An 11,668-nucleotide genomic window follows, 5' to 3' on the forward strand; every position below is an offset into this window, starting at 1 on the left:
GATGCCCCATGATGCCGCTTTCGGAACGATCCCTTCCGGTGTCCACAGATCTTCTTCACAGCCTGTGGATAACTAATGGAATCGCCGGACACCTGTGGACAACGAGATCGCCCGCGCGACGCCAACTCCCCGCGCGCACAACGGCGATGCGCCACGGGGTGGCGGCATTCGCTCCCTTTTCGAGGCGATCCGGCCCTTTCGCCGACGATCCCCCTCCCGTCGGGCGATGATTCGGCTCAGGATTATCGATTCCGGCAATTCGGTCAAAGCGCCGCGCTCGCCGATATCGGTTCGAGCAGCGGACGCCCGCACCGGTAGCCTTGAGGGGTGATTGACCTTCGCCTGCTCCGTGAGGACCCCGACCGTGTTCGCGCCTCCCAGCGCGCCCGTGGAGAGGACGTCGCGCTCGTCGACGCCCTGCTCTCCGCCGACGAGCTGCGCAGGTCGTCCGGCGTCCGCTTCGACGAACTCCGCTCCGAGCAGAAGTCGCTCGGGAAGCTGATCCCCAAGGCCACCCCCGAGGAGCGCGCCGAACTCCTCAAGAAGGCCGATCAGCTGAAGGCCGGAGTCAGGGCGGCAGACGCCGCGCAGGCCGAGGCCGAGGCCGAGGCCAAGCGTCTGCTCCTGCTGCTCGGCAACATCGTCCACGAGGACGTGCCGGTCGGCGGCGAGGAGGACTTCGTCGTCCTGGAGACCCACGGGACGATCCGTGACTTCGGCGCGGAGGGCTTCGAGCCCAAGGACCACCTGGAGCTCGGCGAGGCGCTGGGCGCCATCGACATGGAGCGCGGCGCCAAGGTGTCCGGATCCCGCTTCTACTACCTGACCGGTGTCGGCGCCCTGCTGGAGCTGGCCCTGGTCAACGCGGCGATCGCACAGGCCACCGAGGCCGGTTTCGTCCCCATGCTGACCCCCGCGCTGGTCCGCCCGCGCGCCATGGAGGGCACGGGCTTCCTCGGCCAGGCCGCGGAGAACGTGTACCACCTGGAGAAGGACGACTACTACCTCGTCGGCACGTCCGAGGTGCCCCTCGCGGCCTACCACATGGACGAGATCATCGAGGCCGACAAGCTGCCCCTGCGGTACGCCGGGTTCTCCCCCTGCTTCCGCCGCGAGGCGGGCACGTACGGCAAGGACACCCGGGGCATCTTCCGTGTCCACCAGTTCGACAAGGTCGAGATGTTCTCGTACGTCGACCCGGCGGAGGCGGAGGCCGAGCACCGCAGGCTCCTCGACTGGGAGAAGCAGTGGCTCACCGGCCTGGAGCTGCCGTTCCAGGTGATCGACGTCGCCACCGGGGACCTGGGCTCCTCGGCCTCGCGCAAGTTCGACTGCGAGGCGTGGATCCCGACCCAGGGCAAGTACCGCGAGCTGACCTCCGCGTCCAACTGCGACGGTTTCCAGGCGCGCCGGCTCTCGGTCCGGATGCGCGACGGCAAGAAGGTCCAGCCGCTGGCCACGCTGAACGGCACGCTCTGCGCCGTCCCGCGCACCATCGTGGCGATCCTGGAGAACCACCAGCTGCCCGACGGTTCGGTGCGTGTGCCGGAGGTCCTCCGCCCCTACCTCGGCGGACGCGAGCTTCTGGAGCCGGTCTCCAAGTGACCTTCCCCTACAAGCTCGTCGCGACCGATCTCGACGGCACCCTGCTCCGCGACGACCACACGGTTTCCGGTCCCACCCGGGAGGCGCTGGCCGCGGTCACCGCGGCCGGCGCGGCGCACATCGTCGTCACCGGACGGGCGGTTCCGTGGACCCGGCACATCCTGGACGACCTGGGCTACGAGGGCCTCGCGGTCTGCGGCCAGGGTGCGCAGGTCTACCACGCGGGCGAGCACAAGCTTCTGACCTCCCTCACCCTGGACCGGCAGCTCGCAGGGCTGGCGCTGTCCAAGATCGAGGCGGAGGTCGGTCCGCTCGCGCTGGCGGCGAGCCGTGACGGGCTCGAGGGCGAGGTGCTGGTCGGGCCCGGCTACCAGGTGCAGGAAGGACCGCTGCCGGCCGTCTTCATGAACGACCCCGCAGAGATGTGGACCGCTCCGTTGAACAAGGTCTACATCCAGCATCCGGAGCTCGATGACGACGCTCTCGCCGAAGCCGCGCGCAAGGCGGTCGGCAGCCTGGTGAACGTCGTCATGGCGGGCCCGGGCGTCGTGGAGATCCTCCCCCTGGGGCTGAGCAAGGCGACCGGTCTCTCGCTGGCCGCACGCCGCCTGGGGCTCAAGGCGTCGGACACCCTGGCCTTCGGTGACATGCCGAACGACATCCCCATGTTCGGCTGGGCGCAGCACGGCGTCGCCATGGCCAACGCGCACGACGACCTGAAGGCCGTGGCGCACGAGATCACCGCGTCCAACGAGCACGACGGCATCGCGCTGGTGCTGGAGGAACTGCTCCGGACAGCCACACACGCGTAGGGCTGTTCCGCGCTCGGGCGGAGGATGCGCGGATCGAACGCGCGCGGGGCTCGCACCCCGACGACGGCTCAGCAAGCCGCTGCCTTACCACTCGGCCAATCCTCCGGGGGGTGGCCAGGCGCGACGCGCAGCGGGGGCCACCCGGGGTCCTGCCGCGGGCAGCTGAAGAGGCTACCGCGGTGCGGGCTGCGGACCGCCCTGTCGGGAACACCACGGACTCGTACTCCTGGTCATCGCCGCGCTCCTCTCCCGGTCCTCGATGAGCGGCGCCTTCCCGCGCCGTCCCCCTCACTGTGCAGGAGGCCGCCGTCGGGGGCCACCCGTTTTCCCGTGGCCCCCGACGTGCCTCAGCCGTTCGTGCGGCGGCCCAGATCCCTCAGCAGGTGGGAGAGTTCGTCCATGCGGGCATCGAGCCGGATGACGTCGTGCGAGACGTCGGTGAGCCTGAGGCTGATCGAACCGACGGCCTGATGGGTCGCATCGAGCTTCCGGTCGAGGGAGTCGAGCCGCCCCGACATCCGGCCGAGCACCGGGCCGAGCTCCTGGAGCGCGCTTCCCACACCGGCGAGGCAGCCCTCGATGCGGGTGACGCGCCGGTCGAGCGAGACGTAGGAGGCCCTGAGGTCCTCCTCCGCGTCGAGCAGGTGGGTGCGGACGCTGCGCGCGATGTCGCTGTCCCGAAGAAGCATGGCGACGTTGAGCACGGTCCTGCGGGTGTAGAGACGGAGTTGCGTGGCTGCCTGTGGATAACTTTCCGGCCCCTCACCCTTCCATAGCGACACCATGTCGCTATGGAAGGACTGCAGATCAGCGCCCCGCAGCACCTTCATGCCGTTGCTGACCAACTCGTTCAGGTGCCGGTCCGTCAGCCTCCTCACGGAGGTTGTGGACACTTCGAAGTAGCGAGCCACTTCCTCTGCGCGGAGGTGGATTCCATCAGGGAGCATGGCAAGGCTCTTGACCTTGTCGAGCACTTCGACGCGCCCCATCTGCTCGACCCGGAGGGCTTGGGATTCGAGCAGGGCGACTTCCGTGGGCATGGGTGTTCCTCTCGTGCGTGGGAACTGCGAGGAGAGCCCTGTCCCCGGGCTGCGAGGGCGGAGGACGCTCACGATTGCCACTCACTCGATGACCGACCCGGGCGGGCACTGCCTCACCGCCGTCGGCATTCCCCGAATTCACGAAAGCTCGACGCCACGGATTCCAGTTGCCTCCACGCACCCGTCCAACGAGCCGATAAACGTACGGTTACGCCATTTGTCCTGCGCCCATGCGACAGCCCCCGTCCGAAGGGGACGGGGGCTGGTGAGGAGTCCGGTCTCACTCCTCGCCGGCGAGCTTCAGCGCCCGCAGCTTCTGACCCGCGTACCACGTGGCCACGGCGGTGACTCCGACCAGCAGGACCGTCGCGAGCGGCAGGCCGACGTCCGAGGTGACCAGGCCGTCCCCGGCGACCTTCTCGGCGACGGAGAGGGACCACTGCTGCACGCTGAGCGTCCTGGCCCCCGGGACCAGACTGCCGAACAGCGCCTCCCACACCAGGGCGTACACCAGACCGAAGACCACCGCGTGCCGGCTGACCGTGCCCAGCAGCAGGAACAGCGCGCTGTACGCGATCGAGGCGACCAGCGCCGCGATCGTGTAGGCGACGGCGATCTGTCCGCCGTTGCCGTTGAGGATCAGCCCCGCGACGAACGTCGGCAGCGCCGAGAAGAGCATCGTCACGGCGACGGCCACGATCAGCTTGGTGAAGATGATCGTGGGCCGCTTCACCGGCTTGGCCAGCAGATAGACGATCGACCCGTCGTCGATCTCCGGCCCGATGGCACCCGTTCCGGCGATGACGCCGATGAGCGGCACCATCGTGGCGATCGCGAAGCCGCCGAGCACACCGGAGGCCACGCCGTCATCGGCTCCGGCGAACGCCCGTACCGCCACGGAGATGGCCACCAGGAGGACCGGCAGGACGAACAGGATGGCGGCCCGGCGCCGGCCGAGCAGCGCCCGGTAGGTGAGCCGGGCGACTGTGGGGTCGTACATGACGCTTCACAGCTCCTTATGGGCCACTACTCAGGCCGCTACGAGGTAGGAAAAGACCGATTCGAGGGACTCGTCGGACGGGGAGACGGTGAGCAGCCGGATGCCGTGCTCGCGCGCGACCTTCGGCAGCAGCGTCGTGAACCGCCCGAAGTCGACGGCCTGGATACGCAGGGCCCCCTCCGCCACATCGACCTCGATCCCCGCCGTCGACGGGTCCGCGATGAGCGCGGCGGCGAGCGCCCGGTCGTCGCTGGACCTGACGAGATAGCGGTGCGGCCGGTCCGTCATCAGCCGGCGGATCTTCCGGAAGTCGCCGGACGCGGCGTGGCGGCCCGCCACGATCACCTCGATGTGCGAGGCGAGCTGCTCCACCTCCTCGAGGATGTGGGAGGAGAAGAGCACCGTGCGGCCCTCCGCGCCCATCCGGCGCAGGAGCTCCATCAGCTGCATCCGCTGACGCGGGTCCATGCCGTTGAACGGTTCGTCGAGGAGGAGCACGGACGGGTCGTGGACCAGCGCGGACGCCATCTTCACCCGCTGGCGCATGCCCTTGCTGTACGTCGAGATCTTGCGGTCCTGGGCGTACTCCATCTCGACCGTGGCCAGCGCCTCGTGCGCGGCCGCGTCGCCCAGTCCGTGCAGTTCGGCATTGGCGACGACGAACTCGCGGCCGGTCAGGAAGTCGTACATCCCCTCCCGCTCCGGCACGATCCCGATCGCCTTGTAGACGGACTCGTTGCGCCAGATCCGGGCGCCGTCGAGCGTCACCTCGCCGGTCGACGGCGCGAGGAAGCCGGCCATCATGTTGATCAGTGTGGACTTTCCGGCTCCGTTGGGGCCGAGCAGTCCCGTCACCCCGGGGCCCACGGTCATGCTGACGTCGTTCACGGCGACCACGTTGCCGAACCAGCGGGAGGTGTGGTCGATCTCGATGGTGGTCACAGCCCGACCCTCCGGTAGCGGCGCATCAGCACGGCGTACGAGCCGGCGACGAGCGCGAGTACAACGATCAGATAGACCACGCCGGCGGCGGCTCCCGGTCCCTCACCGCCGGGGAAGGCGGAGGCTGCGCCGAGGAACGCGGTCTGCACACCGTCGATCAGCGTGATGGGCGAGAAGAGCCCCAGCCAGGTGATGGCATCAGCCGAATTCGTCTCCCAGGCGATCGCCTGGACCGTGGAGACCGCTCCGTAGGTGATGGTCAGAACGGCGATCACGGCGGCGACCCCGAAGCCACGGCGCGGCGTCAGCGCGGCGACCACGAGTCCGAGCCCGGCGAACAGCACGGAGAGCAGCGCCACCGAGACCATCCCCTGTCCGAAGCCCTTGCTCTGGTCGGCGAAGTCGAACTTGGCCAGCAGTGCGCCCGCGTACAGGATGACGAGGGGCAGCCCGGTGAGGATGAGCAGGGCCGAGGCCATGGCGGCGAACTTGGCGACCACGTAGTCGACGCGCTCGATCGGCCGCGAGAAGTAGAGGGGCACGCTCTTGAAGCGGAGGTCCCTGGACACGGACTGCGGCGCCTGGGAGGCGATGAACAGCCCGATCACTGCCTGCAGGTAGATCGCGAAGTCCGTGTACTTGATCGGTAGTTTCGTCATGTTGGGCGTGGCCATGGCGACAGCGACCAGGATCAGCGCCACCATGCACATCACCCCGCACAGCAGCATCGGCAGCACCTTGGACTTGGCGGACCTGCCCAGTCCGAACGAGCCGCGAAGCGACTGCGAGAACAGCGAACGGCGCGCGTAGGCACGCCCCAGGCGGACGCCGTCATAGGAGCGGTATCCGATGTTGTGGATCCGGGAGGTGTCGCTCCCGGTCACGGTTCCCGTCTCAGTGCTCATCGTGACCGTTCCCCTTCTGCTGTCCGGCGCCTGCCGGCACGGCCGCGGCAGCCCGGGGCGCCGCTTCGGTGCGGAAGACCTCGGCGATGTGGTGACGCCGTTGTTCCATCCGGATGAGCCCCAGCCCGAGCCGGGCGACGCTGTCGCGGACCACGTCGTACGTCTCCTCGCCCGTCGCCTCCACCAGGAGGATGTGGCCCGCGCCCGGCAGCCCTTCGACGTCGAGTCCGTCGGCTCCGACGAGCTTGATCCCGGCCGCGGTGAGGGCCTGGCGCAGCGCGTCCGTGCCGTCGGGGTGGGCGTCGCTGTCGGTCACTTCGACCGCCAGCGTCGTGGTGGTCTGGGTGAAGTCGCTCGTGGAGCTCGATCGCAGCAGCGCGCCGCCGTCGATGACGACCACGTGGTCGCAGGTGCGCTCCAGCTCGCCGAGGAGGTGTGAGGTGACCAGCACCGAGATGCCGAAGTCCGTGTGGACACGGCGGATCAGACCGAGCATCTCGTCGCGGCCGACCGGGTCCAGGCCGTTCGTCGGCTCGTCGAGAAGCACCAGCTTCGGGTCGTGGACGAGGGCTTGGGCCAGCTTCACCCGCTGTTTCATGCCGGTCGAGTAGCCGCCGATGGGTCGGTAGCGCTCCTCGTACAACCCGACGTGGCGCAGGGTGTCCGCGGTGCGCTCGCGCGCCGCGGTGGGCGGCAGCCCGGACATGCGCGCCATGTGGACGACGAACTCGGTGGCCGAGACGTCCGGCGGCAGGCAGTCGTGTTCGGGCATGTACCCGACCCGCTCCCGGATGGCGGCGCCCTCGGTCGCCACGTCGAGCCCGAGCACCGCGGCCCGGCCTTCGGTGGCGGGGGACAGACCCAGAAGGATCTTGATCAGTGTGGACTTGCCGGCTCCGTTGGAACCCACCAGGCCGGTGACGCCCGGTCCGATGTCCAAGGAGAGCCGGTCAAGTGCGGTCACCCTCGGGAACCGCTTGCTCAGGCTTTCGGTTGCGATCACAGTCACGTCATCGACGGTAGCGGCGAGCGCGCCGGACGTCGTCAGCCCAGACGGCTGTATCCACGTCAGACTCCAGGCGTACGGACCCGTAGGGGGACCCCACGGGGAAGGACATCGCGCACCGGTCCGGTCCCAGGACCCGGGTCACGCGCGACTGATGCGAGGCCGGCCTGTTCCTGTATGTCAGAGTTCCTCCGGAATCAGGGTGCCCGTTCGTCCGAGATCCCCGCGCGCAGTGGTGTTGTCCACAGGATCTCGCCCACGGCCCTTGTCCACAGGTTCGGGGCATCCCTTGACGCGGCGTGCCGTCGGTTGCCACATTTCAGCGGTGTCACGTTACGGACGCGTACCGCAACGCCGGCACCGGACGAGGAGGCTGCGTGGATCTGCGAGGCGCGCGCGAGCGCTGGGTGCGTACGGGCGGAATCGAGCTGTGTGTCGCCGAGTCGGGCGATCCGTCACGGCCGACGATCGTGCTCGTGCACGGCTATCCGGACAGCAAGGAGGTCTGGTCCGAGGTCGCGGCGCGACTGGCCGAGCGGTGGCATGTGGTGCTGTACGACGTCCGGGGACACGGGAGGTCGGCGGCGCCCGAGCCGCTGCGCGGAGGCTTCACCCTTGAGAAGCTGACCGATGACTTCCTCGCCGTCGTGGATGCCGTGAGCCCGGACCGGCCTGTCCATGTGGTCGGCCACGACTGGGGTTCGGTCCAGTCGTGGGAGTTCGCGACGGTGGAGCGCACCAAGGGCCGCATCGCCTCGTTCACCTCCATGTCCGGCCCGTCCCTCGACCACTTCGGGCACTGGATCAAGGGGCGCGTGTCCCGTCCGAGCCCGCGCCGCGTGGGGCAGTTGCTCGGCCAGGGCGCCAAGTCCTGGTACGTGTACGCGCTGCACACACCGGTTCTGCCGGAAATGGCCTGGCGTGGGGTGCTCGGCAGGCAATGGCCGCGGATCCTGCAGCGCATGGAGAAGGTTCCGTCGGACGGGTATCCGACGGCCTCGCTCCCGCAGGACGCGGCGCACGGGGCCTGGCTCTACCGCGACAACGTCCGCTCCCGGCTGCGCCGCCCCCGCCCCGACGCGTACGCGCACGTCCCGGTCCAGCTGATCACACCGACCGGCGACGCCTTCCTCTCACCGTCGCTCTACGACGAACTGGACTCCTGGGTACCACGTTTGGTACGCCACACCCTGCCCGCCAAGCACTGGGTCCCGCGCACCAGGCCGGATCAGCTGGCCTCCTGGATCGGCGAGTTCGCCATCAGGGTGGAGAGCGGCGAACTGGGGGTCGTCGCAGCCGAGCACGCACCGGGCGCGGCGCCCGTGGGCGCCCATGCAGCCAGATTCGGAGGCCAGTTGGTACTGGTGACGGGTGCGGCCTCGGGGATCGGGCGGGCCACCGCCCTGGCGTTCGCGGAAGCCGGCGCACGGGTCGTCGCCGTGGACCGTGACGCGGAGGGGGCCGCCCGCACGGCGGACACGGCACGCACGATCGGCGCTCCGTCGGCGTGGAGCGAAGTGGTGGACGTCGGGGACGAGCAGGCGATGGAGAAGCTCGCGGAGAAGGTCGCCGCCGAACACGGGGTGGTGGACGTCCTGGTGAACAACGCCGGTATCGGACTGTCGGGTTCCTTCCTCGACACGACGAGCGCGGAGTGGCGCAGGGTGCTCGACGTGAACCTGTGGGGAGTCATCCACGGCTGCCGCGTTTTCGGCCGGCAGATGGCCGATCGTGGGCAGGGCGGTCACATCGTCAACGTCGCCTCGGCTGCGGCCTATCAGCCGTCCCGCGCGCTGCCTGCCTACAGCACGTCCAAGGCAGCGGTACTGATGCTCAGCGAATGCCTGCGTGCCGAGCTGGCCGAGAGGTCTATCGGGGTCAGCGCGATATGCCCGGGACTCATCAACACCGGCATCACCGGGACCGCCCGTTTCGCCGGCGCCGACGAGGCCGAGGAGGAGCGCCTCCGCAAGCGCGCCGCTCAGCTGTACGCCCGGCGCAACTACCCCCCGGAGAAGGTGGCTCACGCGATCCTCGAAGCCGTGCTGCACAACCGGGCCGTGGTGCCGGTGACACCCGAGGCCAGAGGGGCACGTCTGCTCCAGCGGATCAGTCCCAGACTGCTGCGAGGCTTCGCGCGGATAGAGCCACCGCTGTGACGTCCAAGTGGAGTTGCGTGCACGAGTGCTGCAACAAGGCTCCGCTACGGCCTGGTTGTCCTCGATCCGGGTGCCCTTCTTGAACTTCGCTCGTTTCGCACGCACTTCGCGATCTGGGTTGGCGTGGGCGGGACTTGTGATGAATGCAGTGGTACGCAACGCATATATCCGGTCATTACAGGGCGAGTTGCCCAAATAGTTTGAATGGCATGTCACTTGTCCACAGGTTCGCCAAAAGACCTGTGGATAAACCGAGTTGGTTGTGGATCAAACCTGGCGCCGGCAACAATCGCAGTGACGGTCGAGTGAAATCGAGGTGCGCCGCAGGAGGCGCCGCGGGCACTCTGACGGGATGGACGAAAGACGCACCGTCAAGGTGTCCAAATACCTGTCGAAGCATCTACGGCACGAACCCGGCCGGATCGGTCTCACTCTCGACGCTCACGGCTGGGTGGCCGTCGACGAGCTGCTCCGCGCATGCGCCCTGCACGGCTTCGCCGTCACCAGGGCCGAACTCGACCACGTCGTCGCGGTCAACGACAAGCAGCGCTTCGCCGTGGTCGGCGACCGCATCCGGGCGAACCAGGGCCACTCCGTCGTCGTCGACCTCGGACTCCCTCCGGCCGAGCCTCCCGCGTACCTCTACCACGGCACCGTGGCACGCTCGCTCGACGCCATCCGCGCCGAAGGACTCCGGCCCATGGACCGCCACCATGTCCACCTCTCGCCCGACCGCGAGACGGCGGTCCGCGTGGGTGCCCGGCGCGGTGCCCCGGTCGTCCTCGCCGTGGACGCGGGGGCCATGCACCGGGCGGGACACCTCTTCCACGTCAGCGCCAACGGGGTATGGCTCACCGACGCCGTCCCGCCGGCCTTCCTCCGTCTGCGGGAGTGACGCGCGGGCCGCAGGGCAGCGCTCCAGGCCCCACGAGCCGCACGCACAAGCCGTCGAGGTTCATGGCGGGCCGCGGGCCGGCCTCGGAACCCGCGCGGCGCCGGACCCCGGTGGCTGTCACCGCCACCCGCCCTGCCGCAGCAGCGCTCCTCCTGTGTGCCGCCGTTCCCGGTCGTCTGCGGAGCTCCTGGGGTCATCGCCGTAAAGTCGTGGTCATGACCTCGACCCGCCGACTGAGCACCGTGATCCTGCCCATCCACCGCTGGCACAACGGCGGCCGGGCCCTGTGGGCCCGTGCCGAGGAGCTGGGCTTCCACGCGGCCTACACCTACGACCACCTGGCCTGGCGGACCTTCCGCGACGGGCCCTGGTTCGGCGCGGTCCCGACGCTGACAGCCGCCGCTGCCTCCACCGAACGGCTGCGCCTGGGCACTCTCGTCACGTCGCCCAACTTCCGGCACCCGGTGACGCTCGCCAAGGAGCTCATCACCCTCGACGACATCTCGGGCGGGCGGATCACGCTCGGCATCGGCGCCGGAGGCACCGGTTTCGACGCCACCACGCTGCGCCGGAGCGACGAGGAACCCTGGACTCCACGCGAACGTGCGGACCACTTCGACGAGTTCGTCCCCCTGCTCGACCGGCTGCTCCGGGAGCCCTCCGTGACACAGGAGGGCCGGTTCTACACCGCGAACGAGGCACGGAACATCCCCGGCTGCGTCCAGCGCCCCAGGCTGCCCTTCGCGGTCGCCGCCACCGGACCGCGCGGGCTGAAGCTCGCCGCGCGGCATGGTCAGGCCTGGGTGACCACGGGTGATCCGAAACTGTTCGAGTCCGGCACCCCTGACCAGTCCGTGACGGCCGTCCGCGGCCAGATCGACCGGCTGGGTGCGGCGTGCGAGGCGGTCGGCCGGGACGCGGCGGTGCTGGACAAGATCCTGCTCACCGGTTTCACACCGGGTCGGCCGCTGCGGTCGCTCGACGCGTTCGTGGACTTCGCGGGGACGCACTTCGACCTCGGCTTCACCGAGATCGTCGTGCACTGGCCGGTGCCGGACTCCGTCTTCGCCCTGGACGCCGAGGTGTTCGAACAGATCGCCACCGAGGCCCTGGCCCAGCTCCGCTGAACGCGGGACCACGGCCTCCGGCCCGGGACGGAGCCGATAAGCCGGGCCCATGAGGCAGCCGGGCGGCGTCTCGGGGGGCCGACAGAAGCCGACCGGCCTTCGGCATATGCCGAAGGCACGTTCCGCAGCTCAAGGGCTCACCCTCTCAGATGTGCGCCCCTCTGCACGCACGTGCGA

At 69.2% G+C, this 11,668-nt stretch carries 10 protein-coding genes and 1 tRNA gene; 5 read left to right on the forward strand and 6 right to left on the reverse strand.

Translation table 11 applies throughout. The features are described from left to right. Positions 1-327 precede the first annotated feature (327 nt). The gene (gene serS, locus ACIRJR_RS02165; RefSeq protein WP_403772437.1) at positions 328-1,605 is read left to right on the forward strand and encodes a serine--tRNA ligase; all 1,278 of its coding nucleotides are present in this window, start codon (positions 328-330) and stop codon (positions 1,603-1,605) included. Continuing rightward, a complete protein-coding gene (locus tag ACIRJR_RS02170) occupies positions 1,602-2,417 on the forward strand; it encodes an HAD family hydrolase (protein WP_403772440.1) in 816 nt (271 codons plus the stop codon). Before serS ends, ACIRJR_RS02170 begins: the two co-directional genes overlap by 4 nt. 18 nt (positions 2,418-2,435) lie before the next feature. Here ACIRJR_RS02170 and ACIRJR_RS02175 read toward each other — a convergent pair. The 6 genes from ACIRJR_RS02175 to ACIRJR_RS02200 form a co-directional block, all read right to left on the reverse strand. Beyond that, positions 2,436-2,522, reverse strand: a tRNA-Ser gene (locus ACIRJR_RS02175). Positions 2,523-2,764: 242 nt separating this feature from the next. Continuing rightward, on the reverse strand, positions 2,765-3,457 hold the full coding sequence (locus tag ACIRJR_RS02180) for a hypothetical protein (RefSeq protein ID WP_403772443.1): 693 nt from the start codon (positions 3,455-3,457) through the stop codon (positions 2,765-2,767). A gap of 280 nt (positions 3,458-3,737) precedes the next feature. Further along, a complete protein-coding gene (locus tag ACIRJR_RS02185) occupies positions 3,738-4,457 on the reverse strand; it encodes an ABC transporter permease (RefSeq protein ID WP_329230849.1) in 720 nt (239 codons plus the stop codon). Positions 4,458-4,487: 30 nt separating this feature from the next. Further along, entirely contained in the window at positions 4,488-5,399 is a 912-nt protein-coding gene (locus tag ACIRJR_RS02190) for an ABC transporter ATP-binding protein (RefSeq protein WP_403772446.1), read from the reverse strand. Beyond that, positions 5,396-6,304: an ABC transporter permease gene (locus ACIRJR_RS02195; protein WP_403772450.1), complete on the reverse strand. Its 909-nt coding sequence runs from the start codon at positions 6,302-6,304 to the stop codon at positions 5,396-5,398. Before ACIRJR_RS02195 ends, ACIRJR_RS02190 begins: the two co-directional genes overlap by 4 nt. Next, positions 6,294-7,307: an ABC transporter ATP-binding protein gene (locus tag ACIRJR_RS02200; RefSeq protein WP_403773768.1), complete on the reverse strand. Its 1,014-nt coding sequence runs from the start codon at positions 7,305-7,307 to the stop codon at positions 6,294-6,296. Before ACIRJR_RS02200 ends, ACIRJR_RS02195 begins: the two co-directional genes overlap by 11 nt. 380 nt (positions 7,308-7,687) lie before the next feature. On the opposite strand from ACIRJR_RS02200, the gene ACIRJR_RS02205 reads away from it, so the two are divergent. From ACIRJR_RS02205 to ACIRJR_RS02215, 3 genes are all read left to right on the forward strand, one after another. After that, positions 7,688-9,469: an SDR family oxidoreductase gene (locus ACIRJR_RS02205; protein ID WP_403772453.1), complete on the forward strand. Its 1,782-nt coding sequence runs from the start codon at positions 7,688-7,690 to the stop codon at positions 9,467-9,469. Between the two features lie 352 nt (positions 9,470-9,821). After that, positions 9,822-10,364 carry an RNA 2'-phosphotransferase gene (locus ACIRJR_RS02210; RefSeq protein ID WP_403772456.1) on the forward strand — a complete coding sequence of 181 codons (543 nt, stop codon included), beginning with the start codon at positions 9,822-9,824 and terminating at the stop codon, positions 10,362-10,364. A gap of 215 nt (positions 10,365-10,579) precedes the next feature. After that, positions 10,580-11,491, forward strand: coding sequence for an LLM class flavin-dependent oxidoreductase (locus ACIRJR_RS02215; RefSeq protein ID WP_403772459.1), 912 nt, complete (start codon positions 10,580-10,582; stop codon positions 11,489-11,491). Positions 11,492-11,668: the final 177 nt, after the last annotated feature.

It is taken from the genome of Streptomyces sp. NPDC102402 (assembly GCF_044765765.1).
Lineage (GTDB): Bacteria > Actinomycetota > Actinomycetes > Streptomycetales > Streptomycetaceae > Streptomyces.

Excerpts from the sequence above, each read along its gene's own strand:
- ACIRJR_RS02215 (WP_403772459.1), top strand. The coding sequence starts at position 10,580 with ATGACCTCGACCCGCCGACTGAGCACCGTGATCCTGCCCATCCACCGC.
- ACIRJR_RS02195 (WP_403772450.1), bottom strand. The coding sequence starts at position 6,304 with ATGAGCACTGAGACGGGAACCGTGACCGGGAGCGACACCTCCCGGATC.
- ACIRJR_RS02185 (WP_329230849.1), bottom strand. The coding sequence starts at position 4,457 with ATGTACGACCCCACAGTCGCCCGGCTCACCTACCGGGCGCTGCTCGGC.
- ACIRJR_RS02180 (WP_403772443.1), bottom strand. The coding sequence starts at position 3,457 with ATGCCCACGGAAGTCGCCCTGCTCGAATCCCAAGCCCTCCGGGTCGAG.
- ACIRJR_RS02210 (WP_403772456.1), top strand. The coding sequence starts at position 9,822 with ATGGACGAAAGACGCACCGTCAAGGTGTCCAAATACCTGTCGAAGCAT.